This window comes from Vreelandella titanicae, assembly GCF_014697095.1.
Lineage (GTDB): Bacteria > Pseudomonadota > Gammaproteobacteria > Pseudomonadales > Halomonadaceae > Vreelandella > Vreelandella titanicae.
Genome location: NZ_CP059082.1, coordinates 2300313 through 2325481, shown reverse-complemented (window position 1 = coordinate 2325481; position 25169 = coordinate 2300313). Strand labels below are relative to the sequence as shown.

The following is a 25169-nucleotide window of genomic DNA, read 5'->3' as shown; positions in this document are numbered from 1 at the left end:
CCATTAAGTAGCCCAAGCAGGCTCGCCGTTATAAGGCGCGCAGCCCTCGTAGCGGCCTGGCACCGCTTCGTAGCGCAAGACTTCAGTCGCGCCAACTTCTGAGGTGAAGAAGCCGAACAGCGTTAGCTGCTTCATCATAGTGAAGTAGTGTGGAAACGCTTCCTCGCTATCCGCGTGCTCCTGGGATGACTGGGTTTCCGCCGTTTGATTTTGCGCAGTCTGGGTCTCTGCAGTCAGTGCCTCAGCAGGGGTTGGCTGCTTTCTGCGGGCCTGTTGCTGGGCGTGCGCCATCGCTTCGCGATCCAACTCGTTTACGAGTTCTATGCGCTGCTCGCCACTCAGCGCTATAAAATCACGTTCGTAAGCCGCTCGGCTACGCGCCTCAAGCTGCGCTAAACCAAAATAGAACACCTCTCTTTCTGAGGGCGTATAGCAGTCGCTGACGAACAGGGCCATAAACTCCCCGACGCCAGCGTCTTTAGCACCTGGGGTATCGGTTCTCGGCAGAATGGTTTCGGCAAGCTCGTCCAGTCGCTCTACATCACGGCTGCTAAAGGGATGGTCTGACTGGCCAGCATCGCTAAAGGCAAATAGGGATTTGCCTCCAATCATCGCTGTACCGGTCGTCAGGGCGATCATTTTGAGTAATTCGCGACGATTCATGACAGGTTCCCCCGCTTCAGCTCTTCCACCGCATAGTCCACCGCCCGAGCGGTAAGCGCCATATAGGTTAGAGAAGGATTTACACAAGAGGATGACGTCATGCAGGCGCCATCCGTAACAAACACATTGGGCGCATCCCACACCTGGTTGTGGCTATTGAGCACTGAGGTTTTCGGGTCACGGCCCATACGCGCGGTGCCCATCTCATGGATCCCCATGCCTGGCGCGTAATCGCCTACGTCACCTGTGACGTTCTTCACGCCCGCGGCCTCAAGTAAGTCGACCGCATCTTGAACCATGTCCCGACGCATATCGCGCTCGTTTTGCTTGAGTTCAACGTCGATCGACAGCACCGGCAGCCCCCATTTATCGCGAACGCTGTGGTCAAGGGAGATGCGGTTATCGTGATCGGGCAGCATTTCGCCGAAGCCCGTCATACCGATCGTCCAACCGCCTGGCTGGCTAAGTGCTTGCTTTAAATCAGTGCCGATATTGAGCTCTGCAATTTCGCGATCCCAGCCCTCGCGGCTCGCCGCGCCTTGATAACCAAACCCGCGCACGTAGTTTCGCTGCTCATCGCCTACGTTGCGAAAGCGCGGAATGTAAAAGCCCGCAGGACGGCGTCCGAAGTAGTATTTGTCGAGATAGCCTTCCACTTCGCCACTGGCACCGCAGCGGAAGTGGTGATCCATCACGTTGTGACCCAGTTCGCCGCTGCTACTGCCCAAGCCCCCTTCCCAGACATCGGTGGCGGAGTTCATCAAAATCCAGGTAGTGTTGAACGTAGACGCATTGAGGAAGATGACATCAGCGGTGTACTCATGGACTTCATGGGTCTCAGCGTCAATCACCTCAACGCCCCGCGCCCGCTGACGGTCTTTGTCGTACAGCACCTGGCTGACAATCGAGAATGGCCGTAACGTTAGATTACCTGTGGCCACCGCCGCGGGAAGCGTGGCGGACTGGGTGCTGAAATAGGCACCATAAGGGCAACCCAGCCAGCATTTATTGCGGTATTGGCAGTTGACGCGATTTTGTTCCGGCTTTGGCTGGGTAATATTGGCGACTCGGCTGTGGATAAGATGGCGCTGCCCACCAAAGGCCTCTTTAATACGCTTGGCGGCATCTTTTTCCACGCAGTTAAGCGGTATTGGCGGCAGAAACTCGCCATCGGGAAGAATATCTAGCCCTTCCTGAGTACCTGCAATACCGGCAAAGCGCTCCACATAGTCATACCACGGGGCGATATCTTCATAGCGAATCGGCCAATCAATGGCGATGCCTTCACGCTGGTTGGCCTCGAAGTCCATAGGGCTGAGCCGATAGCTTTGCCGCCCCCAAAGCAGTGAGCGCCCCCCTACGTGATAGCCGCGAAACCAGTCAAAGCGCTTCTCTTCCACGTAGGGATTGGCCTGTTCATCCGCCCACATGCCCATGGTGGCTTCGTTAAGGGGGTAGTCGCGCCTGAGCACGGGGTGTTTAGCGATCATCTCCTGGGTCGGCTCATTGCGGTGGGGATAATCCCACGCCTCTTTATGGGCATTGTGGTAATCCTTCACGTGTTCAATGTTGCGCCCACGCTCAAGCAGTAAAACCTTCAAGCCTTTCTCTGTAAGTTCTTTAGCGGCCCAGCCGCCGCTAATGCCTGAGCCAACCACGATGGCATCGTAGTGATTATCTGGCATGGTCATCTTCCTTATTGTGTTGTTGTTCGCGTCGAATCACACATCGCAGCGCTGAATAGCTGCCTGGAGTGATTCTATTTTTGCCTGTTGGCTAGTACGGTCAGGGAGAAATTCTTGGGCGATATAGCCCTGAAAGCCGGTATCTCGAATAGCGCGGCAAATTGCGGGGTAGTTAAGCTCTTGGGTGTCGTCTATTTCATGGCGCCCAGGCACCCCGGCAGTATGGTAATGGCCGAAAAAGTGATGATTTTCGCGGATAGTGCGAATGACATCGCCCTCACTAATCTGCATGTGATAGATGTCATAGAGCAGCTTGAAGTTGGGCGAATCAAGCCGTCGACTAAGCTCGATCCCCCATGCAGAGTTGTCACAAAGGTAATCGGGGTGGTCGATTTTGCTGTTGAACAGCTCCATCTGTAGCACCACGCCTTTTGCCTCTGCCTGGGTAAGAATCTGCTTCAGTCCCGTTTCGGCATTTTGCAAACCCTGCTCAGGGCTCATACCCCGGGCATTGCCGCTAAAACAAATGAGATTGGTGTAGCCCGCCTGGCTGACCAGATCGATATGCTGAAGGTATCGCTCAATCAGCTCTGAGTGAAAGCGGGTATCGCCCCAGCCATCCTCAAGGCTCAACTCAGCGCCATTACACATGGAAGAGTCGAGCCCATACCGCTGAAGCACAGGCCACTCTTCTGGCCCCACCAGATCAATCGCCGTAATACCCAACTCAGTTGAAAGCTGGCAAAGCTCTTCCAGAGACAGAAAATCGAATGTCCAACGAGCGACTGAATGGTGGATATTGCCTTTTAGTGCTCGCTGAGAAGGCATATCGTCAGCTAGGGCTTGAGATCCAAGCTGAGGTAGCGCCGCCAGCCCAATAGCACCGGTAACGCTGTGGCGCAGCAGGCTACGCCGATCAATAAGGTAGCGCTTCATAAAACATCCTCGCGTTCGTCATCTAAATGAGATGGCCTAGGCGTGCATTACTCTTCTCGAAGCGCTGTCAGTTTTTCCTGTAAGAAGCTGTTTCCCTCGGTAATCACCGCTTCTGCGTCGAGTGGCATATCGTGTTCGATGATGTACCACTCAACACCAGCGGCCTCGATGGCAGGCAAGATTGCATCCCAATCCAGTACACCTTCCCCGAGTGTGGCGAAACCGCCCTCTTCTTCGGCGGTGCCTTCTGGAGCATTATCTTTGGCGTGAACAGCAAACAGTTGGCCATCGAAACGCGAGACATACTCAACCGGGTCAAACCCGCCACGTGCCACCCAGGCGATATCCAATTCCGCCAGCAGATCAGATCCAGCAGCATCAAACAGATGCTCTAACGCGGTTTTACCGTCATACACTTCCATCTCGAAATCATGGTTGTGGTACGCCAACCGGACACCTTCGGCATCTAGCTCAGCGGCAATATCACCTAGCTCTTTACCCAGCGCCTGCCAGCCTTCGGCATCGCTAGGGCGTGCGTCCTCGGCTAGATAAGGCATTGTTAAGGTGTCGTTACTCACCGCCTGATTGAAAGCCACCGTTTCGTCCAAGCGATTGCGCAGGTCATCTAGTTGCACATGGCTTGAGATCACCTCAAGCGCGTGCTCTTCTAACAAAGCGTTGAGTTCTTCGGCTGTCACGTCCTGGGTGCCCACCGTCTCAATGGCAGAGATTCCCGCCCGATTTACGGCGGCTAACTGCTCCTCCAAATTGCCAAAATCACGCAGCGTATACATTTGAACAGCAATGGGTAATTCTGCTGTGCTACTTTGTTGAGCCTGAACAACGCCAGGTACACTCAGCACCGACAGCGCCACTGCACTAGCAGCCAGCAGAGCCTGTGAACTCAAACGCTTTGGGCGTAGCGGGGTATCCATATCCACCTCATTGTTGTTGGATTGTTATATATTGTGAAAGCGCCGACGCAAAAATGTAATCGGTTACATTTTTTTAGAACATCTCAGTAAAATGTGCAAGTCAGCCGCTTTGTTTACCGCTTTTAAGGGGGACAAAAAGGACTTAATACTCACACAAGTCAATTCATAACCAATTTATTATCAACAACATATAGACTATTAAAGAAAAGCCTAATACTTTGGTATCAAGCAGTAGCGGCGCTTACCAACGGCTCATTTCACTATTATTTTTGCCGTCTCCCAAGCTGATACAATGGCTATCGTTTCCATCCACCAACGGACATCAACGTGCCACTACGCGACCTGCTGCTCGGCCTCTTTGTTATCGCCATTTGGGCGCTGAATATCATTGTTATCAAGGTCGGTGTAGCGGAGCTACCGCCGCTATTGATGACCACCCTACGTTTTATGCTGGTCGCAGTTCTGCTGGTGCCCTTCTACCCGGTGGCGCGAGTGCAATTGCCGTTTTTGCTACTGTTATCCATCACCTTCGGCAGCCTCCACTTCGCTCTTCTGTTTATTGGTTTGGAGCATGCAGAAGCAGGTACCGGCGCGCTTTTAGTACAGATGGGCACGCCCTTTGCCACATTGCTAGCGGTCATCTTTCTAAAAGAGAAGCTAGGCCCCAAACGGATTGTCGGGCTGCTACTCTCTTTTGCTGGGGTAGTCGTACTGGCCGGTGGGCCAACGCTGCCCTCTCCTTTACCACTGGCGATTCTGTTGTGCAGTGCCATGGGCTGGGCGGTGTCGCAGCTGTTGATCAAGCGTGGCCCGCCCATTGCGCCGATGGCGTTGGCAGGCTGGGTGGCGCTGTTCGCGGTGCCTCAGGTAGGGTTGGGGTCATGGCTATTTGAGAGCGGTCAGTGGCAGGCGATGCAGCAAGCAACTTGGTTAGGCTGGGGGGCGATGATTTACACCGCCGTAATGTCGTCGATTGTCGCTTACGGGATTTGGTATGCGCTTTTACTCCGTCACCCGGTTAATCGCGTGGTACCCATGACGCTACTCGTACCGGTATTGGCAGTCGGCCTAGGCGCGCTGTTAATGGGCGACAGCCTAGGCGTGCATAAACTAGTGGGCGGCGGCTTAGTGGTCGCGGGTATAGCCCTGATTGTGATCAGATTTCGCCGCCGCCGATAAAGGTCATATCGAGGGAAATCAGCGTAGCGACATCGGCAGCAGCGCCGTCATCGAAACGTCACATATCCACTCAGGCCAATCAGTTAGACTGAACAGTCACCAAGCCGGGAGTTCCCTATGCAGATGCTGGCGCTTTACAGTATCAAGGGGGGCGTGGGCAAGACCGCCTCCGCCGTCAACCTCGCCGCCGAAGCGGCACGCGACGGCAGGCGAGTATTGCTGTGGGATCTCGATCCGCAGGCCGCCACCACCTTCTATCTACGCAGCAAACCCAAAGTGCGTGGTGGCGTCGGCAAACTGGTCAAGGGCAAGGCCGATCTCGACCGGGCGATCCGCGAGACCGACATCGAAGGGCTCGACCTGCTGCCAGCGGCGCTGGGCTCGCGTGACCTGGAAGCGTCGATGGAAACCCGCAAACCCAGCCGGCTGCGTAAGATCCTCAAGCCGGTGATGAGCAGTTACGACCTGGTGATACTCGACTGCCCGCCGAGCCTGTCGGCACTCGCCGAGCAGATCTTTTCAAGCGTCGATGCCCTGCTAGTGCCGATGGTACCGACCACCCTGTCGTTGCGCACTCTTGAGCAACTGGACGGTCATCTCGACGCGGTCGACCATGCCTGCCCGATCTGGCCATTCGTGACCCTCGCCGACCGTCGCAAGACCCTGCACCGCCAGGTGATGGAGAGTCTCAGCGAACGCTGGCCGAGGCGCCTATCGACGACCGTGCCCAACGCCAGTGAGGTCGAGCGTATGGGTATCGAACGCGCTCCGGTCGGGCATTTCGCCCGCAGCAGTCGGGGCAGTCGCGCCTACACCGCGCTGTGGCGAGAGATCGCGCAGCGTATGCAATGACCTTCTGAGCTTCGCTCTGCTGTTAATTGGCTTGCAGCAGGCGGAAGAGGTACCGGCGCGCTGTTAATGGACGACAGCCTAGGCGTGCATAAACGAGTCGGCGGCGGCTTAGTGGTCGAGGGTATAGCTCTGATCGTGGTCAGGTTTCGCCGCCGCCCAGTTTAATCTCCAGGCTGGCAGAAACCGGCTTCTTCAGGAATAGAAACACAGTCCCCTACTTTGATACCGCGCTCAGCAAAGTAGCCGCCATTAACCTCTAGCGCTGAATGATAAGCCGCACCTGCTGGATAAGAGGGGCAGTCGCTCGGCGACGAGGATTCACAGGGCTGCATGGTATTAATCGCCACAATCCGCCCATCGCTATCGATAAAGGCAATATCCAGAGGGATTAGCGTGCGATACATCCAAAAGGCATTGTTGGCCGACTGCTCGTTCTCAAAGCGAAACAGCATGCCACTTTTTTCGGGCAAGCTCTCACGCCCCATTAACCCGCGCTGACGCTGCGAAGCCGTTTCCGCCACTTCAACCTCTAGACGATGTGGGCCGCCCTCGCTGTGAATAGCCAGCGCCAGCGTCTGCATCTTTTGCGCAGATGCCTGCCCCCAAGCAAACGAGCTGAGTAGCGACATCGGCAGCAGTGCCGCCATCGGTAACAGTAAAGACGCCTTAAGCAGCGTGCGACGCGTGGGATCCATGCTTACTTCCTTTTGTCATGCGCATCTGCGCGAACTCGGTGGCCTGGCAAAAGGTAAATGCCTGCTGCCAGCAGCGAAACCTTCACCACGGCGCCGCTGGTTAACTGATTACGCCGGGCGGCATGGGTAGCAATATCAAAACGTAACATATCGCCGTGATCGACGCTTAGCGAAACTGAAGTGATGCCGCCCAGTACGACCAGTTCGCTAACGGTGGCAACGACCGGGTTCTCCCGCTCGCCGTGTGAAGGACGGCCGCGACGGTGAAGCACAATATCGGAGGGCGGCAAGTACCAGGTGACTGTTTCACCCAGCGTCAGATTATCTAACCCCTCGGCTACCTCTAGATAATTTTCGCCCCACCGCAGCCGACGCTTGCCCTCCTCATCCACCACTACCCCTTCAAACAGATTATGGCGGTCTAACAAGCGCGCCACCAGCGGCGACAACGGCCGACGAAAAAGCACATCAGGAGCATCTTGCTGCAGGCTGACGCCGTTATGCAACACGCAGATTTGGTCGGCCAGCGCGGCGGCTTCTTCCAGGTCGTGGGTCACCAGTACAATAGGGATGTCGATCTGCTGACGCAACAGCGCCAGCTCGCGCTGCAACCGCCGCCGGGTCACTTGATCCACCGCCGAAAACGGCTCATCGAGTAACAGCACTTTGGGGTCGCGGGCCAAGGCACGGGCCAGCGCCACACGTTGGCGCTGCCCCCCCGAAAGCGCGTTGGGGTAGCGCTTGCCCAGCCCGTCTAAACGCACCTTGGCTAGCCACTGCTCGGCCTGTTCACGGCGTTGCGGTTGGGGCAGGTGGCGCAGAGGAAGTTGAATATTTTGCGAGGCGGTTAGGTGCGGAAATAGCGCATAGTCCTGAAACACTATGCCGACCTGTCTACGCTGGGGCGAGAGTGAATGCTTACATTCGGCGTCAAACCAAACCTCTCCAGCGCACTCCACTCGCCCGCCCTGGGGTCGATAAAGCCCGGCAATGATGCGCAACAGCGTGGTTTTGCCGCTGCCCGATGGCCCTACCAGCGCCAGCAGTTCACCGGGTTGGCAAACAAACTCGGCGGCCAGTGGAATCGGCCCCGTTTGATTGACCGCCACGCTCAACCCTGCAATCGGCCCAGAGACCGGCTCTGTGATGCGCGAATCAGCCACGTACCCACCGCCTGCGCCCGGCCAGACCATAGACGAGCCCCAAGGTAATAAACGATACCAACAGCAACAGCGCCGACATCTGTGCAGCGCCCTGTTCATCGAAGGCCTGGACGCGATCATAGATGGCAATGGCGAGAGTGCGGGTTTCACCATCAATGGCGCCACCCACCATCAAGATGACGCCAAATTCGCCCAGCGTATGGGCAAAGGTAAGCGCTGCCGCTGACATAATGCCTGGCCACACCAAGGGCAGCTCGATGCGCAGCAGCGTCTGCCAAGGGCTTAGCCCACTGCACCAAGCCGCTTCACGCAGGTTGTGGGGCACATGTTCAAAGGCACGCTGAATGGGCTGCACGGCAAACGGCAAATTGGCGATCAGGGAGGCCAATAGTATGCCAGTGAAAGTGAAATTCAGCCCGCTACCGGTCATTGCTGCCCAAAACGAGCCCACTGGCGCGTCGCGGCCAAAGCTCAACAGCAGATAAAAGCCCAGTACGGTAGGCGGCAATACCAGCGGTAATGCGATCAGCGCTTCACATAGCCCTTTGCCGCGGAAACGCGCATAGGCCAGAGAGCGACCTAGCCAAATAGCGATGGGTAGCAGGATAAGACAGGTGAACGCTGCTAGGCGTAATGAGACAGAAAGCGCCGACCAATCCATTATGCTCCTTCCATTATTCGACGCTAAACCCGTAGGTACGCAAAATGGATTGTCCCTCGTCCTCTTGCAACCACTGATAGAAGGCCGTGGCAATATCTCCAGCCTGATTGGTCAGTACCATTCGCTGGCGTAGTGGGCTATGCCACTCTTCAGGGATAAGTACGTACTCACTTCGCTCACCTAGTGTGGGAGCCAGCGCCAAGGAGTAAGCCACCAGCCCACCGCGCGCATCGTCGGAGAGCGCAAACTGCGCCGCCTGGGAGACATTTTCGCCCAGTATCCGCAGCGGCTCTGTTTGCTCCCAAAGCCCGGCGTACTCAAGCGCCTGCCGCGCCGCCACGCCATAGGGGGCGTGTTCGGGGTTGGCCAGGGCGATGCGCTCAGTAGTCCCCGCCTCTAACGCGGTTTTAACCGCTTCAAGCGGCGTCTCCTCGTTAGGTAAATCACCACGCCCTGCGCGCTGCAGCCACACTAAACGACCAATGGCGTAAATCACGCCCTCATCTTGTGTGTAGCCCTCCTCATAAAGCGCTTGAACGTAGCTCTCGTCAGCAGAGAGATAGAGCTCAAAGGGCGCGCCCTGGGCAATTTGACGCCGGAAGTTGCCTGACGAGCCAAAGTTTAGCCGTAGGGCGTGGCCGGTTTCCTGCTGAAACTGCTCGGCGGCTTCTGTCAGCGCAAACTGTAGATCAGAGGCCGCCGCCACGATAGGCGCCTCCGCCTGCGCAGGGGAACCTATCAGAAGCAAGCAGGCGAGCAGCAACCCATGCGCTAATTTAGCTTTTAGCATGCTCGTCAGTAATCTCCATTACCTTCATGGTATTGGTGCCGCCATGGGCGTTCATATGGTCGCCGCGAGTTAGGATTACATGGTCGCCAGGTTTGGAGATACCGGTCTTAACCAGCATCTCGAGGGCCCGGTCGTTTAGCTCGGTGGCGCTCATTTCGGAGGTATCGAACGGTAGCGAAACAACACCGCGGTAGAGCGCCATGCGGCGTTGGGCAATGGGATTATGCGCCAAGCCGACAATCGGCAGGCCCGAACGAATGCGCGAAGCGATCAGCGGTGTATAGCCCGATGAGGTCATACAGGCAATCGCGGTAATGCCGGTCATATGGTTGGCCGCGTACATGGCGGAGAGCGCAATGGTCTCGTCAGGGCGGGAAAAGCCTTCATGAATACGGTGACCGGACTCCTGGGCAGTTTTTTCCCGCTCAGCCCCCAAGCAAACACGTGACATGGCTTCTACGGTTTCCAGCGGGTAGTCGCCCGCCGCGGTTTCCGCCGAGAGCATGACCGCATCGCTGCCATCCAGCACCGCGTTGGCCACGTCAAACACCTCAGCGCGGGTGGGAAGAGGCGCTGAAATCATGCTCTCCATCATTTGCGTGGCGGTAATGACCGCACGATTTAGCGAACGTGCTCGTTTGATCATGCGCTTTTGCACGCCGACCAACTTGGCATCGCCAATTTCTACGCCTAGATCACCGCGCGCCACCATGACCGCCTCAGAAGCTTCGATAATGCCATCCAGGGTGGCATCATCCGCTACGGCTTCGGCACGTTCGACTTTGGCCACCAGGCCAATCTCTTTACCCGCCTCACCTAATAAGCGGCGTGCTTCGAGCATATCTTCAGCATGGCGGGGAAAAGAAATGGCCAGGTAATCGACGCCAATCTCGACGGCGGTCTTAAGGTCTTCTTTATCTTTTTCGGTCAATGCCGGAGCCGAGAGTCCGCCGCCCTGCTTATTGATGCCTTTATGGTTAGAGAGCTTGCCACCCACGACCACGGTGGTATGCACCTGTTGGCCGTCAACACGGGCCACATCCAGCACTAAGCGCCCGTCATCTAACAGCAGGCGGTCACCGGCGGTAACGTCTTGGGACAAGGTTTTATAGTCGCAGCCGACTTGATGCATATCGCCCGCATCGCCATCCAGAGCCATATCAAGAATAAACGGCTGGCCCTCTTTAAGCACCACGGCCCCATCTCTAAACCGCGCAATACGAATTTTGGGCCCCTGTAGATCACCCAACACCGCGACGCTGCGGCCTAGCTTGGCGGCTATTTCACGTACCTCGGTTAGTCGGCGGCGGTGATCATCCGCTGTGCCATGGGAGAAGTTAAGACGCACCACATCGACACCCGCCTTGAGCATGGCTTCCAATACGCCTTCCCGGTCGCTGGCAGGCCCAAGGGTGGCGACAATTTTGGTACGACGGATCGAGGAGAAGTGCAGTGCGTTCATAATGTTCCAACCATGCAATTTAGCGTGTAGTGACTTTTATTAAGTAATTCTACTCAGTAACCCTAGGCTCTGTCTGAAAACTGGCTGCGCTCGACCATACGGCGTTAAAAATCGGCTCAAAGTACTCATTTACAACACGTAAACTCCGTCTTTTCGCCAATTTTTGCCTTGTCTGGCCTTCGCTCGCCGACTTTTCAGACAAAGCCTAGCTTACCAGTTTAACGCGCTCTATATGACAGCAGTGCAACGCAGGAGGTTGGTTTAAGTCAACGTCACGGTGATCGTGAGAGGAAACTCATCGCAGTTATTGCCATCACCGCCCCGATCCACTACCAAAAACTCGCCTTCACGCTCCAGCACCGATTGAATGGCGTGCCAGGTGCCTGCTCGGTAGTTCACCCCTTGGCGGCCATCGGTGACAAAAGCTCGCACGTCTGCAGGGTTAATATGTTCCCCCGGTGGGGCTACCACCACAATAAAGCGCTCCTGGTGCAGCGGCATAAACGCCTGACTGCCCTGGGGGTGACGCTCTAAAAACGTTAGCTCCAACGGCAGTGTAATCGGCTGGCTCACGAAGATATTAATCAGCGTGTGAGCGTTTTCACCCAGTGTTTCCACCTTGGCAAGATCATGGTGGCGCTGCGTGCGCCCGGCGTTGATGGGAAACGACGCTGAGGTGCGCGCATCAATCACATCGCCAAAAGGGGCGAAGGCCTCTGCGGTCAACGGCTCGGCTTTTAGCTCTAGCATTGTTGTATCCTTCTAAAGTTCTTTGTTACTCAGCGTGGCATGGCTACTTCCAGCCTGATAAATGCACTAGTGGGAGGCAGCTTTAGCTCGCGACCCTTTAAAGCTGCCTGCTTGAAAAGCTGGAGCAACCAGTTTTAACGAGCCCCCAGACGAAGAGCAGGATGGCGATTAACATCTTTATACAGCAGATATCGGAACGGCCCTGGGCCAGCGGCGTAGCAAGCCTGGGGGCAGAAGGCGCGTAACCACATGAAATCGCCCGCTTCCACTTCTACCCAGTTTTGATTCAGGTGATAAACCGCTTTGCCTTCGAGCACGTAAAGGCCGTGTTCCATGACATGGGTTTCATCGAAAGGAATTACGCCGCCGGGCTGAAAGGTAACGATATTCACATGCATATCGTGGCGAACGTCCGCAGGGTCGACAAAGCGTGTGGTGGCCCAGCGTCCTTCGGTGCCCGGCATTTCGATAGGCGCAATGTCCTGCTCGTTGGTGACAAACGCCGTTGGCACCTCGAGCCCTTCCACAAACTCATAGGCCTTGCGTACCCAGTGGAAACGTACCGGCGCGTTGGATTCGTTGCGCACCTGCCACGAGCTGCCAGGGGGAATAAACGCATAGCCGCCGGGCTGCAGGGTGTGGCGCTCACCCGACAAAGTAAGCGTTAACTCACCTTCCACAATAAACAGTACGCCTTCCGCCTGGGAGTCTGGCTCAGGCTTATCGCTGCCCCCTTGGGGCTGGACTTCCATAATGTACTGGGAGAACGTCTCGGCGAACCCCGACAGCGGCCGCGCCAGCACCCACAGCCGGGTGCCTTCCCAAAAGGGAAGATTGCTGGTGACGATGTCGCGCATCACGCCTTTGGGGATCAGCGCATACGCTTCAGTGAACACGGCGCGATCAGCGGTGATTTGCGTTTGCGGCGGGTGCCCGCCGGTGGGAGCGTAGTAAGTAGCTGGCATTTTTAAACCTATTTGACTTAGTAAAAACACAAGTTATTCATCTTGTATACAAGATTAGCTAACCACAATAAAGCAATCTTTAACAAAGCTCTTGTGAAACACTCCTCCCAATAGTAACTTCTTTAGAAACTTTCGTTTCATAATTCTAAGATCATACGAGCATGTCCAAAAACAGCAACCTCAGCGCGGCGTGACGCCCGCTAACCGCTGCTCAGGTCAGCTACTTATAACAAACGCGAGGCATAGCATGTCCCAAAACACCCCCTCTTCGTCTTCCTCAGATCGCCCCACGCCCAAGAAAAGCTGGTGCCGGATCCCTGACATTTACGCGGTTCTGTTCATATTTATCGCCCTGGCCGCGATAGCAACGCACTTTGTGCCGGCCGGGCAGTTCGAGCGTGTTCCTGGCCCGAATGGGCGCATCACTATCGACCCGAACTCTTATGAGCAGATCGCTTCGTCACCAGTTGGCATCGTCGACTTTATGCTGGCGATCCCCAATGGCTTAATGAGTGCCGGTGAAGTTGTCTTTTTCACCTTCATGATCGGCGGTATGTTCATGGTGCTAAGGCGCACCGGCATTATTGAAATAGGTGTGGACAAGCTAACGCGCCGCTTTGCGCGACAGAACCTGCTCACTATCCCCGTGTTGATGACGGTTTTTGCCCTCATAGCGACGGTTATCGGTACCCAAGAGTTGGCGCTGGTCTATGTGCCGGTCATCTTGCCGCTGATGATTGCCTTGCGCTTTGATTCAGTCACGGCCGCGGCGGTGGCACTTTGTGCTACCACGGTCGGTTTCACGACGGGTGTGCTCAACCCCATCAATACCGGCCTAGGGCAGCAACTCTCAGATCTTCCTCTCTACTCCGGCTATGGCTTGCGCGTTGTGGCATTTGTGGTGATGTTAGCCGCGGCCATTTTCTTCGTTATGCGTTACGCCCGTATGGTGCATCAAACACCTTCACTTAGCCTGCTGAGCAGTGACACTAGCGAATCCGAAAAACGCTCGCTTTATCAACATGCTGACAATAGCCCAGCCTTAATCGCCAGCGCTCGCCAGAAGCTCGCGGCCATCGCCACCTTCGCCTTCTTCGCGGTACTCGTCTATGGCGTACTGCAGCAAGGCTGGTTCATGATGGAAATGGCAGGCCTGTTTATCATCATGGGCATTGTTGTGGGCCTAATAGCAGGCCTCGACACCGACGAAATATGCGCAGGCTTCAACCAAGGCTTCCGAGACGTGCTGGTCGGCGCCATGATCGCCGGCGTCGCACGCGGTGTTGCCGTGATGCTGGAAGATGGCCACATCATGGACACGCTGGTGTTTGGGCTTGGCAACCTCGTCGGAGGCCTGCCCACCCTGCTTTCGGCGATTGGCATGTTCTTCGCCCAGCTAGGCTTCAATTTCATTGTCCCCTCCGGTAGCGGCCAGGCCCTGGTCACCATGCCGCTGATGGCACCGCTCTCCGACATCATCGGCGTTACCCGCCAAACGGCGGTGCTGGCGTTCCAGCTGGGTGACGGTATCGGCAATATTTTATACCCGACCTCAGGCTACTTTATGGCGACCCTGGCACTGGCAGGTGTGCCATGGCAAAAGTGGGTCAAATTCTTCTTCCCACTTTTTTGCGTCTGGATAGCGATTGCCCTGGGCTTTCTTATTTTCGCCCAGGCAACCCAGTGGACCGGCTAGAAGTGGATCGACTAGAGCACGGCAGAGATAAACTGCTTTAGCTCCGGCGTTTGTGGGTTGCTGAATAGCTCGCTGGGGGCGCCCTCTTCATGGATGCGCCCCTGGTGCATAAACACCACGCGGTCGGCCACATCACGTGCAAAGCTCATTTCATGGGTGACCAGAATCAGCGTCATGCCCTCGGCCGCCAACGCTTCCAATACGCGCAGCACTTCCCCGACCAGCTCAGGGTCAAGTGCTGAAGTCACCTCATCGCAGAGCATCACTTTGGGGCGCATGGCCAGTGCCCGAGCGATGGCGACCCTCTGCTGCTGCCCACCGGAAAGCTGCGCCGGGTAGGCATCGTATTTGTCGGAGAGCCCCACTTTCTCGAGCACTTCGCGGGCGACTTTCTCGACCTCGGCTTTCTCCTCGCCACGCACCACCAGCGGCGCCAAACAGACGTTCTCACCCACGGTTTTATGAGGAAACAGGTTGAAGCTTTGAAATACCATGCCGACGTTTTCACTCAGCTCTTTGGGCGACATTGACGCCGCATCAAGCTGCTTATCGGCAATGGTGATCTCGCCGCTGTCATGTTTTTCCAGCTGATTCAGGCAGCGCAGCAGGGTACTTTTACCCGAGCCACTGCGGCCAATAATCGCCACCACTTCGCCTTGCGCAACTGAAAGGTTAATACCTTTAAGCACTTCCAGGTCGCCAAAGGCTTTATGAACGTTATCAACGTAAACCAGCGTCATAGAGCTTTTTCTCCAGATAGCGCGCGTAGCAGGAAAGTGGGTAGCACAGCGCGAAGTAAAGCAGAGCCACAAGGGCAAAAATGGTGAAGGGTTCGAAGGTGGCGTTATTGAGCATGGTGCCCGCCTTGGTCAGCTCGACAAAGCCGATGATGGAGGCCAGCGCCGTGCCTTTGATGACCTGTACCGAGAAACCCACCGTGGGCGGAATCGAAAGCCGCAGCGCCTGAGGTAGAATCACATGGCGCATGGTCTGGAAGTAGTTCATGCCCAGCACCCGCGCCGCGTGCCACTGCCCTTTGGCAACCGCCTCTAAACAGCCGCGCCAGATGTCACATAGAAAAGCACTGGTGAATAGTGTCAGTGCGATGGAAGCCGCCAACCAGGCAGAGATCGGATGCCCCATGGCAGCAGCGCCAAAGAAGATCAAAAACAGTTGCATCAACAGCGGCGTACCTTGGAACAGGTCAACATAAAGAGACGTTAAGCGCTGCAGCCAGCGGTTGCTGGAGAGGCGCATAAAGGTCAGTAGCAGTCCCACCGTCGCACCGCCCACAAAGGCAATCAACGACAGCACAATGGTCCAGCGGGTTGCCAGCAGCAGGTTGCGCAGAATGTCCCAGAAGGTGAACTCAATCATCGTTGTTCTCCTTGCTGATAGGCGAATACCCGCTTGCCAACCAGCATAAAGCTGCGCCGCATGCCGAAGGCGAGGAGCAAATAGACCAGCGTGATCAGCAGGTAGACTTCAAAGCTGCGAAAGTTGCGCGATTGGATAAAGTTAGCGGCATAGGTCAGGTCAAATACCGATATTTGCGACACCACCGCCGAACCCAGCATCACAATGATCGACTGACTGATCAGCGCGGGGTATACCCTGGCAAACGCGGGCACCAGCACGATATGGCGATAGCTTTGCAGTGTGGTCATGCCCAGTGCACGCCCAGCTTCTAACTGCCCTTTCGCCGTGGCGCTAATACCGGCGCGTAGAATCTCGGCGCTGTAAGCGGCCAGGTTGAGCGTCATGGCAATAAACGCCGCGGTAATGGCATCAATTTTAATGCCGAGCCCCGGCAGTCCAAAGAAGATAAAGAACAGTTGCACAATGAAGGGCGTATTGCGGGTTACTTCGACGTAGCCGCCTAGCCCCCAGCGCACCCATGGCTGCGCGTTGACGCGTAAATACGCCACTGCCACCGCCAGCGCTAGCCCCGTCAAGGTGGTCACCACGGTCAAAACGACCGTGGTGGTAAGACCTTTGAGGAGCTCACTGGCGTAGGGCAACAGGGTAAGAAAATCGAGTGTTGGCCCCATGCTAAACCTCAGCTACCGAAGTTTTCAGGCAGGTCGGCACTGAACCAGCGCTGAGATAGCTCATTCAGGGTGCCATCTTCCAGGCCTTGTGCGATCAGGCGATTCACTTCTTCCATTAACGCTGGCTCGTTTTTATTCATGCCCACGTAGCAGGGTGAATCTTTGAGCTGATAAATCAGCGAGGGCGCACGGTCGCTGTTTCGTTCGGCGATTTCGGCGGCGACTACGTTACCGGTGGCTACGTAATCGACCTGACCGGAAAGAAACGCAGAAATGGTGGTGGCGTTATCTTCAAAGCGCTGCACCGTCGTGGAGTCCGGGGCAATATTGGAAAGCTCCATATCTTCCACGGCACCGCGGGTTACCCCAATGGTTTTATCAGCCAGGCCTTCTGGGCCTTCCACGCTTTCATCTTCATCAGCACTGAACACGCCTAGAAAGAACGGCGCGTAGGCATCAGAGAAATCAATTGCCGCTTCACGCTCCGGGTTCTTACCCAGGCTAGAGATCACCAGGTCCGCCTGGCCGGTCTGTAAGTAAGGGATACGGTTAGCGCTAGTCACGGTAATCAGTTCTAGCTGAACGCCCATTTCGTCAGCGAGGTATTGGGCCATATCAATATCGTAGCCGCGCGGCTGCAAGTCGGTGCCTACCGAGCCAAACGGTGGGAAATCTTGCGGGACAGCTACCCGGATGGTGCCGCGTGATTCGATATCTTCTAGCGCATCCGCCTGAACGTTTGGGCTAGTGGTAATAGCACCAAGGGCAACGACGGCACTCAGCCCTGTGGCTAAAACACCGGACTGTAGGCGTTTGAATTGGTTAGAGAAAGAGTGATTGAAGCGGTGCGATAGCGATTTCATGGTGTTCTCCTGATAAGAGCAGCCTGACAAGGGCATGTCGGTCAGTCAGTAGCCGTAGCGGTATTAGTAAGGGATGCAGAGCGAGTGAAAGCTTTGTTGCATAAAATCTAACAAAGAAACTTTCGTTTCACCTGATCACCTAATAGCAACAGTGATACCAGAAGTGGCTAACGTTTTTTAGAACAGCAGCTTAGCAGGCACGCGAAGCCACAACGCAGCGATTGCCGCATTGAGAGGAAGGTATAAAAGGAGAGAGATGCAACGTTCTGGTGCAGTTTTCATCCAGTAACAGGACGGTATGCACCATGAAAGGAGGTTTAGCTTATTGAGCGCTCCAATCCACGCTCATGGTAGGCGCTTCCAGCTCACTAAGATCAGCGTAAACATCGCTGATCGCGCTGATTCGCTCTCGACCTTCTGCAAGGCGACGGTGCAGCACGCCGTTGGCAATCAGGCAGATCAGGCTATTGGCGGCAGCGTAGCTATCGAAGGCGGAGAGGCTTTCCAGCGGCGTTTCAAAAAACCACGTTACTTGTGAGGCGAAATTGACCGCGGTGGGGTCAGCCAGTAAGGCTACCTTGGCAGGTGAGCGCTCAAGTGCGTCAATTAGCGAAGCAAAGGCCGCTGGGCGGCGGCGAAAACCAAACAGCACCACCACGTCCTGGTCGGTGAGATCGACGATCTCTTCCGCTAACGACTGGTTTGGGTGAGGAACCACTCGCACCTGGGTGCGCGCCTGAATCAGCTGCTGACGAAAATGCAGCGCTAGCGGGTAGCTGTTACGAAAACCGATCACGACCACATGACGCGCGCTATCCAACCGCTCTACCAGTGCCGCAAATTGATCCGCCGCAATGCCATTTAAGCAGCGCTGCAGATTATCCTGCTCCCGCTGCAGATGGCGCTGAAACGGCGCCCCGGCCTCTTCCTGCATGGCGTTGGCGTCGATCACCAAAGGCACACCCAGGTTACGTAGCTGGCGGGCGTGGTCTTTAACGGTGCGGTAGCTCTCGAACCCCAGCCGCTTGAATAGGCGGCTAACCGTCGATTTGGATACCCCGGTCAAACGCGCCAAATCAGCGGCGCTATACACCGCCAGATCATCAAAGTGATCGAGAATAAAGCTCGCCACCCGCTGCTCCTGGGCAGTTAGCGCGTCAAACTGGGCGGTAATTCGCTGTCCGATATGCGGCGTCATAGCATCCTATTAAACTGCTTAATTAACGAGTTGCAGGGTGGTGCTCTGCCCAGTGACGGGCAATATCAACCCGCCGGGCCACCCACACACGGTCGTGAGTTTCGATATAATCCAAAAAGCGCTGCAGGGCGCGAAAGCGCCCAGGGCGACCCAATAAACGGCAATGCATGCCCACCGAGAGCATTTTGGGCGCCTCCTCCCCTTCTGCGTAAAGTACATCAAAGGCATCGCGCAGGTAGGTAAAGAAGTGATCCGCCGTATTGAAACCTTGCGGCGCGGCAAAACGCATATCGTTGCTGTCCAGCGTGTAGGGCACAATCAGATGGTTGTGGTCACCGCCCTGACTATCGGTCACCTGCGTCCAGAAAGGCAAGTCGTCGCCGTAGTAGTCGCTATCGTAAAGGAAACCGCCTTCGTCTAGCACTAAGCGCCGGGTATTGGGACTATCGCGACCGGTGTACCAGCCTTGGGGTTTTTCGCCATAGAGGCGTTGAAAAATCTCCATGGCCTGCTGTAGATGCTCGCGCTCAACGTGCTCGGGCACTTCCTGATAGTGAATCCAGCGATAGCCATGGCAAGCAATCTCGTGGCCCAGCTCTTTAAATGCCAGGGCGACATCCGGGTTGCGCTCCAGCGCCATGGCAACGCCAAACACCGTGAGCGGCAAATCGCGTTTTTCAAACTCGCGCAGAATGCGCCATACCCCGGCGCGGGAGCCGTACTCGTAGATCGACTCCATGCTCAAGTGGCGATCCGGATAAGCCGGTGCGCCGATAATTTCCGATAGGAACTGCTCGGAGCCTGAGTCGCCGTGCAACACGCAGTTTTCGCCGCCCTCCTCGTAGTTGAGCACAAACTGAACGGCAATTTTGGCCTTGTTTGGCCAGTTGGCGTGGGGCGGGTTGCGTCCATAACCGATCAAATCGCGGGGATAGTGGCCCTTAGGTGACGACGACATAGCTAGCTCCTTGATTCATACAAACCATTCATACAAACCCGGGCAGATCATTGGCAAATAGCCGCCCAGCAATACAGAAAATTATTTGTATACAAAATAGCGACATTCATAACCAACCGCAACGCGGTCGACCGCTAATCCACTGACGCTAATAGCGTTTCTCAGTTTAAAAGGCGTTAAGCCATTGAATCCTGAACAAATGGTCAAGTTTTATCAGCTGTCTTTTTATTGCCGATTGCTCATTAGTCCCTTGCGTCACGTAGAAAACCGCCCTATTTTTGTATACAAGAAATACCATATTGTTTACACACGGAATATCTATCGTGCATATACGCATTATTAACCCCAACACAACGGCCTCCATGACCGCTGCTATTCATCAGGCAGCGCAGCAGCAGGCGGGCACTGGCACCACGGTGAGCGCTTCACAGCCGGACGCTGGCCCGGTTTCTATCGAGAGCCATTTCGACGAAGTGATCAGTGCGGTAGGAGTGGCCGAAGAAGTTCTAAAAGGCGAACGCGAAGGCGGCATCGATGCCTATGTGGTGGCCTGTTTTGGTGACCCAGGCCTGCTCGCAGCGCGGGAGCTAACCCGTGCGCCGGTGATTGGTATCGCTGAAGCGGCCTTTCATCTTGCCACTCTGGTGAGCACGCGCTTTTCCATTGTTACCACCCTGGGCCGCACCGGCATTATCGCCGAGCACTTGCTACAGCAGTACGGCTTTAGCCACCACTGCCGCCGCATTCGCGCTGCGGAAATTCCGGTGTTGGATCTTGAGCACCACCCTGAAGTGGCGTTTACCCGCATTGTTGAAGAGTGCTGCCGCGCCCGGGATGAGGACGGTATCGGCGCCATCGTTTTAGGCTGTGGTGGCATGGCTAATTTGACCCAGCAGATCAGCCGCGAAGTGGGCCTGCCAGTCGTAGAAGGTGTTACCGCCGCGCTGAAACTGGCGGAATCACTGGTGAGTTTGGGGCTGCATACCAGTAAATATGGAGACCTTGCCTACCCACGGCCAAAGACCTTTACCGGTAAGTTTTCTGAGCTCTCGGATCTTGCGCTACCGCTTAAATAACAGTTCCAAAAAATAATAGTGACTCAACAACACCTAATAACAATAGCTTAAATAGAGTTTTAAAAAGTACGTCCATTAGCACGCCACGCCGCAAGCGTTTCCCGATACCTAATCGGGGATTAATAAAAACCGACAATCTTGCGAGGACGACAACATGAGCGCTTCAACCTCGGCTCTTGCGTCAGAAGAACGATCCGATGCTGGATCAAAAGCACTCGGGGCAGAAAGCCTGGCCCCACAACACACCCGGATAATGGGGCGCGGCTCCTATTTTCTGGCGTGGTTCGGCGGCTGCGTTTCCATTGGCACCTTTGCCATGGGCTCAAGCGTAGTCGGCACCCTGAACCTGTTACAAGCCACCCTGGCGATTGCCATCGGCTGCTTTGTGATCGGTATTGCCCTGGCCATTAACGGGGCCGCGGGCTACAAGTACGGCATTCCGTTTATGGTGCAGGCGCGCAGCGCGTTCGGCTTTACCGGCACGCGCTTACCGGGCTTGGTACGCGCAGTGCCAGCGGTAGTGTGGTACGGCTTTCAAAGCTGGATTGGCGCCGGGGCACTCAATATGGTGTCGGCTACCCTGTTCGGCTTCGACAACCTTATCTTCTACTTCATTACCTTCCAGTTTCTGCAAATTGGTCTTTCGGTAATGGGTTTCCAGGGCATCAAGTGGTTAGAGAATATCGGCAGCGCCTTTATCCTCGCCTCGCTGGTGTATATGTTCTACGCCACGGTGCAGCGCTATGGCGATGAGCTTTCCGCCAGCCTGCTGACCATGGAAGGCTCCTGGGGCATGCCGTTCTGGGGCGCGACCATGCTCTTCCTGGGCATCTACAGCACCATGATGCTCAACGTCAGCGACTACTCCCGCGAGCATAAAAAGGGCACCGCCCAAAGCCTGCTGACCACCATCTACGCCATGTCGATTCTGCCCTGCACGCTGTTTATGGGCTTGATCGGCTATATGGTCTCGCAAGCTACTGGCACCGCCGACCCTATCCAGGTGTTTGCCAACGCCGTCGACAACACCCCGCTGCTGATGACTACCCTTCTGTTCATCGCCTTCGCCCAGGTCACCACCAACGTACTCAACAACGTGGTACCGCCGACCTATGTATTGATGGACATCTTCAAGATCAAGTTCTCGGTCGCCACGGTGATCGTTGGCTTGCTGGCCTTCGCCACCTTCCCCTGGAAACTGGTTCAGCCGGGTTCTGCGGCAGGCCTCCAGCTGTTTGTGCAGACTTATTCCGCCTTTTTGGGTCCTATCTTCGCCATTCTGGTGGTCGATTATTATGTGATTCGCCGCCGCACGCTGGATATCAATAAGCTCTATGACACCACCGGCCCCTACCAAGGCGTGAACTTAGCCGCTTTCATCGCCACGGCGGTGGGCATTGTTGCGGCGCTCTCTTTCTCGGCGATCTCGTGGTACGCCAGCCTGATACCCGCAGGTGTTACCTACTACCTGCTCATGAAGTACTGGGCTCCCTGCCAGCGCTTTAGCCAGTAACTCCCTTTGCTAACCGAAGAGCGAATAAGATGAAAGAGAGTAACGACGTTAGTGACCTGGATATTAAGCACATAGATCCCACACTCTATAACGAGGATCTCGCGCCGCTTAAACCCCAGGATCGTAACTGGGGCGCCTTTGAGATATTTAACGTTTGGTCTAACGATATCCAGAGCCTGTTTGGTTACACCCTGGCGGCCTCGCTGTTTTTAACCTACGGCCTGAACGGCTGGGCGGTGATGGCGGCGATTATTCTGGCGGGCGTGATCGTGATGTTTCTGGTCAACCTCACCGGTAAGCCCAGCGTTAAATACGGCATCCCTTTCCCAGTGATGGTACGCGCCAGCATGGGGGTACGGGGCGCAAACCTACCCGCGATGCTGCGCGCCATCGTGGGAATTTTCTGGTATGGCGTGCAAACCTACTTCGCCTCTACCGCCGTCACCCTGCTGATTACGGCCTTTTTTGGCGCAGGCAATGGCAGCACCTTCCTGGGGCTTTCCGGCGTGGCCTGGGTGTCTTTTGTGATTGTGTGGCTATTCCAGATCGCGATCTTCTGGCAAGGCATTGAGCGCATTAAGCACTTCCTCAACTGGGCGGGCCCGTTGGTCTACGTGGTGATGTTGGCGCTGATGATCATTGTCTGGTATCAGGCGGGAAGCGAGCTAATCCCCGCCATTGGCACCATTTTCAGCGGTGGCAGTGAAACCAGCGGAAGCTCGATCGCGGCCTTTATGGCGATTGTGGGCACCATGGTGGCGTACTTTGCAGCGGTGGTAATCAACTTCGGTGATTTCACCCGCTTTGTAAAAACCGAGCGCCAGATGAAGCTAGGCAACCTGCTGGGCTTGCCGTTGAACGTGGCGTTTTTCTCGTTTATCGCACTGATTATTACCGCGGGGACTTTGGTGCTGTTTGGCGAGGCGCTGACCAACCCCGCCGATATCGTTGAGCGGGTGGATTCACTACCGCTGACCATTATCGCCGCGCTGACCTTCTTTGCCGCCACAGTGGGCATCAATCTGGTCGCCAACTTCATTCCGCCCGCCTACGACCTCGCCAACCTGTTTCCCAGCAAAATCAGCTTTAAGATGGGTGGACTGATCACTGCGGTAATTGCGTTCTTTGTCGGCGCACTATGGCTTTCGGTGATCAGCCAGATTGGCGTTCCCGGTTTTGTAAACGCGCTAGGCGCCATCGTCGCGCCCTTCTACGGCATTATCGTGGTCGACTACTACCTGATTAAGCGTCAGCACTTGAACATGCAGGAACTGTTCTCATCAGCACCGGGCAGCGCCTACTACTTCGTAAACGGCTGGAACACCCGCGCCCTTCTCGCCTTTGGCGTGGCGGCACTGTTCTCTCTCTCTACCGTGTTAGTACCCGCCCTTTCCGCGCTTGGCGGCTATGGCTGGCTAATCGGTGCAGGCTTAGGTGGGTTGTTCTACTACGGTTTGATGCGTCAGTTTAAGGCTGCGCCTGCTTATGCTGAACAGAAGGTAAGTTAAGACGGCCTTAACTAGAAGCTCATATAAGCGCCATCGGCACTAAGCTGATGGCGCTTTTTTATGGTCGCAGCCTAACTCAGGCTTTTTGGAACATATGAGGAGACTTACGTGGATCTGGAAGGTAAAGTGTTATACGGTATGGAAATTCAGCGAAATGAGATATTTCCGATCCTCAATACGTATTTTCTGGTATGCTCGATAGAATACATGATCATATTTCTGAGAAGTATCTAGTCAAAAAGTTAAAAATTTAAATTTTGAAAAGAAACAGAGGCCAATAACATGGACATATCTAAAACCGAAACCAAATCGCCTCTATTATTATCTTTACAGCATCTAAAAAAAAAGGATTTAAAATCTTCAACTGAGATTCTTGGAATAACAGATAGTCAAGCACAAGAAATTGATTTTATAAATCGCATGATGGCTCTAGAAGAAGGGCTTAACTTATTATTTTCTGGTCATCACTCCCAGTCAGTCTTACTACTTCGCAAAGCAATACCCCTAATCAATATAACGAATGATGAAGAAGCAAAAATCTTAGTTCCAACTCTTGCAAACTTTGCGGAGGGCATAGCTTTTCTTTTACAAGGGAATGCACATGATGCTGTAAAATTATTAAGAATAAGTAGCGACGAAATCCAAAGATTAAATTTTTTCATACCAGGAATGAAGAAAAGCTTACTTAGCTTTAAAGCGGCCGCAGAATTGGCAGTAGCACGAACCCATATGAATATAGGAGACATACCTGAAGTAGAAGCAACATTCGGAAAAGTAATACAAATACATGAAGAATTGCTTTCAATATTAGATGAAACGAATATTGAAGATTTCCCATTATTTAATGAAGTTTTTGGAACTCGACTTGAAATCTCCCTGGTATTTATGCGCTTTGACCTTGAAGCTCTTGATTTTGACTCTCTTATCAATCGCGTTGATTTCACTAAACACAACTTAGAAAAACTAAGCAATTTTATAGAAAAAACCCCTGAAAGCCCTATAAAAATAGCATTAGAAATAGTTCAGACTTTATATGTTATTTTCGAAATATACAGTCGAATAGGGAAAAACATTATCATAGAACGACTTCCATTGAAAAAAACAGAAATGGAAGAGTTATTAATAGCTGATAAGAAAATATTTGAAGCTCGCCAAAAGGCAAATAACGCGGGTGACAGGGGAAAAATGTTTCTTTACACCATCAATCAGTTAAAAAGACTGAACGATAGTTTCTTTACTATTGGAAAAGTACAAAAAAATGATTTTGGAAGAATGAGTGGTCTAATTGCACTAGGCGCTCTTATTCTGCAGGTAATAATTGTCCACTTGACTATAAGGCCAACTGGCAATGCCGCTATATTATTCTTTTTAGGAGAAATAATAGTGTCTCTTATCGCAGGCTACGGATATGAGGCTTTAAAGTTCAAACCTCTGCTCCAACTTTACTCAGATTCCATTAGAAAGAAATCTAATGGTAATAAAAATGATGCTTAAAAATTGTATCTATCAGAGTGAGAGAAGTACAGTGGCGACAACGGGGAAAGTCCATTGGTGCCACTGGTAAAGCGGC

General features: G+C 54.5%; 24 protein-coding genes. 7 read left to right on the top strand and 17 right to left on the bottom strand.

Features of this window, described 5'->3' with window-relative positions; all coding sequences use genetic code 11:
• Window positions 1-3: 3 nt before the first annotated feature.
• The 4 genes from HZS52_RS10685 to HZS52_RS10670 are packed head-to-tail and all read right to left on the bottom strand — an operon-like array spanning window position 4 to window position 4219.
• A complete protein-coding gene (locus tag HZS52_RS10685; protein ID WP_190374716.1) occupies window positions 4-663 on the bottom strand; it encodes a gluconate 2-dehydrogenase subunit 3 family protein in 660 nt (219 codons plus the stop codon).
• The gene (locus HZS52_RS10680; RefSeq protein ID WP_190374715.1) at window positions 660-2348 is read right to left on the bottom strand and encodes a GMC oxidoreductase; all 1689 of its coding nucleotides are present in this window, start codon (window positions 2346-2348) and stop codon (window positions 660-662) included. The genes HZS52_RS10685 and HZS52_RS10680 overlap by 4 nt, the downstream gene beginning before the upstream one ends.
• Window positions 2349-2384: 36 nt before the next feature.
• A complete protein-coding gene (locus tag HZS52_RS10675; protein WP_022522273.1) occupies window positions 2385-3284 on the bottom strand; it encodes a hydroxypyruvate isomerase family protein in 900 nt (299 codons plus the stop codon).
• Between the two features lie 47 nt (window positions 3285-3331).
• Window positions 3332-4219, bottom strand: a complete 888-nt coding sequence (locus HZS52_RS10670; protein ID WP_022522272.1) for a sugar phosphate isomerase/epimerase family protein — start codon at window positions 4217-4219, stop codon at window positions 3332-3334.
• Between the two features lie 327 nt (window positions 4220-4546).
• On the opposite strand from HZS52_RS10670, the gene HZS52_RS10665 reads away from it, so the two are divergent.
• Both HZS52_RS10665 and HZS52_RS10660 read left to right on the top strand, forming a co-directional pair.
• Window positions 4547-5398: a DMT family transporter gene (locus HZS52_RS10665; protein ID WP_190374714.1), complete on the top strand. Its 852-nt coding sequence runs from the start codon at window positions 4547-4549 to the stop codon at window positions 5396-5398.
• Between the two features lie 117 nt (window positions 5399-5515).
• Window positions 5516-6250, top strand: a complete 735-nt coding sequence (locus tag HZS52_RS10660) for a ParA family protein (RefSeq protein ID WP_190374713.1) — start codon at window positions 5516-5518, stop codon at window positions 6248-6250.
• Between the two features lie 161 nt (window positions 6251-6411).
• On the opposite strand, the gene HZS52_RS10655 is transcribed toward HZS52_RS10660, so the two are convergent.
• From HZS52_RS10655 to HZS52_RS10625, 7 genes are all read right to left on the bottom strand, one after another.
• A complete protein-coding gene (locus HZS52_RS10655) occupies window positions 6412-6945 on the bottom strand; it encodes a DUF192 domain-containing protein (protein WP_161463173.1) in 534 nt (177 codons plus the stop codon).
• Between the two features lie 2 nt (window positions 6946-6947).
• The gene (locus HZS52_RS10650) at window positions 6948-8108 is read right to left on the bottom strand and encodes an ABC transporter ATP-binding protein (protein ID WP_223828112.1); all 1161 of its coding nucleotides are present in this window, start codon (window positions 8106-8108) and stop codon (window positions 6948-6950) included.
• Window positions 8101-8769: a molybdate ABC transporter permease subunit gene (gene modB, locus HZS52_RS10645; RefSeq protein ID WP_027958096.1), complete on the bottom strand. Its 669-nt coding sequence runs from the start codon at window positions 8767-8769 to the stop codon at window positions 8101-8103. Before modB ends, HZS52_RS10650 begins: the two co-directional genes overlap by 8 nt.
• Before the next feature lie 13 nt (window positions 8770-8782).
• On the bottom strand, window positions 8783-9559 hold the full coding sequence (gene modA / locus HZS52_RS10640; protein WP_041158871.1) for a molybdate ABC transporter substrate-binding protein: 777 nt from the start codon (window positions 9557-9559) through the stop codon (window positions 8783-8785).
• On the bottom strand, window positions 9546-11021 hold the full coding sequence (gene pyk, locus HZS52_RS10635) for a pyruvate kinase (protein WP_190374712.1): 1476 nt from the start codon (window positions 11019-11021) through the stop codon (window positions 9546-9548). Before pyk ends, modA begins: the two co-directional genes overlap by 14 nt.
• 261 nt (window positions 11022-11282) lie before the next feature.
• Window positions 11283-11771: an ureidoglycolate lyase gene (locus HZS52_RS10630; RefSeq protein WP_022522264.1), complete on the bottom strand. Its 489-nt coding sequence runs from the start codon at window positions 11769-11771 to the stop codon at window positions 11283-11285.
• A gap of 134 nt (window positions 11772-11905) precedes the next feature.
• Window positions 11906-12736: a bifunctional allantoicase/(S)-ureidoglycine aminohydrolase gene (locus tag HZS52_RS10625; protein WP_190374711.1), complete on the bottom strand. Its 831-nt coding sequence runs from the start codon at window positions 12734-12736 to the stop codon at window positions 11906-11908.
• 247 nt (window positions 12737-12983) lie between these two features.
• Between HZS52_RS10625 and HZS52_RS10620 the strand changes: the two genes are divergently transcribed.
• Complete coding sequence (locus HZS52_RS10620) at window positions 12984-14432, top strand: YfcC family protein (RefSeq protein ID WP_022522262.1); 1449 nt, start codon at window positions 12984-12986, stop codon at window positions 14430-14432.
• A gap of 11 nt (window positions 14433-14443) precedes the next feature.
• On the opposite strand, the gene HZS52_RS10615 is transcribed toward HZS52_RS10620, so the two are convergent.
• From HZS52_RS10615 to puuE, 6 genes are all read right to left on the bottom strand, one after another.
• Complete coding sequence (locus HZS52_RS10615) at window positions 14444-15172, bottom strand: amino acid ABC transporter ATP-binding protein (RefSeq protein WP_022522261.1); 729 nt, start codon at window positions 15170-15172, stop codon at window positions 14444-14446.
• A complete protein-coding gene (locus tag HZS52_RS10610) occupies window positions 15153-15809 on the bottom strand; it encodes an amino acid ABC transporter permease (RefSeq protein ID WP_022522260.1) in 657 nt (218 codons plus the stop codon). Before HZS52_RS10610 ends, HZS52_RS10615 begins: the two co-directional genes overlap by 20 nt.
• On the bottom strand, window positions 15806-16483 hold the full coding sequence (locus tag HZS52_RS10605; RefSeq protein WP_022522259.1) for an amino acid ABC transporter permease: 678 nt from the start codon (window positions 16481-16483) through the stop codon (window positions 15806-15808). Before HZS52_RS10605 ends, HZS52_RS10610 begins: the two co-directional genes overlap by 4 nt.
• A gap of 8 nt (window positions 16484-16491) precedes the next feature.
• Window positions 16492-17346, bottom strand: coding sequence for a transporter substrate-binding domain-containing protein (locus HZS52_RS10600; RefSeq protein ID WP_159177263.1), 855 nt, complete (start codon window positions 17344-17346; stop codon window positions 16492-16494).
• 322 nt (window positions 17347-17668) lie between these two features.
• Entirely contained in the window at window positions 17669-18544 is an 876-nt protein-coding gene (locus HZS52_RS10595) for a MurR/RpiR family transcriptional regulator (protein WP_190374710.1), read from the bottom strand.
• 22 nt (window positions 18545-18566) lie between these two features.
• Window positions 18567-19502: an allantoinase PuuE gene (gene puuE / locus HZS52_RS10590; RefSeq protein ID WP_009287395.1), complete on the bottom strand. Its 936-nt coding sequence runs from the start codon at window positions 19500-19502 to the stop codon at window positions 18567-18569.
• A 323-nt stretch (window positions 19503-19825) separates the two neighbouring features.
• Here puuE and HZS52_RS10585 point away from each other — a divergent pair, with 323 nt between their 5' ends.
• From HZS52_RS10585 to HZS52_RS10570, 4 genes are all read left to right on the top strand, one after another.
• Complete coding sequence (locus HZS52_RS10585; protein WP_317890287.1) at window positions 19826-20578, top strand: aspartate/glutamate racemase family protein; 753 nt, start codon at window positions 19826-19828, stop codon at window positions 20576-20578.
• A gap of 154 nt (window positions 20579-20732) precedes the next feature.
• Window positions 20733-22091 carry an NCS1 family transporter gene (locus HZS52_RS10580; protein ID WP_041158877.1) on the top strand — a complete coding sequence of 453 codons (1359 nt, stop codon included), beginning with the start codon at window positions 20733-20735 and terminating at the stop codon, window positions 22089-22091.
• A gap of 29 nt (window positions 22092-22120) precedes the next feature.
• Entirely contained in the window at window positions 22121-23599 is a 1479-nt protein-coding gene (locus HZS52_RS10575; protein WP_190374709.1) for an NCS1 family nucleobase:cation symporter-1, read from the top strand.
• A gap of 282 nt (window positions 23600-23881) precedes the next feature.
• Window positions 23882-25093, top strand: coding sequence for a hypothetical protein (locus HZS52_RS10570; protein ID WP_190374708.1), 1212 nt, complete (start codon window positions 23882-23884; stop codon window positions 25091-25093).
• Window positions 25094-25169 lie beyond the last annotated feature (76 nt).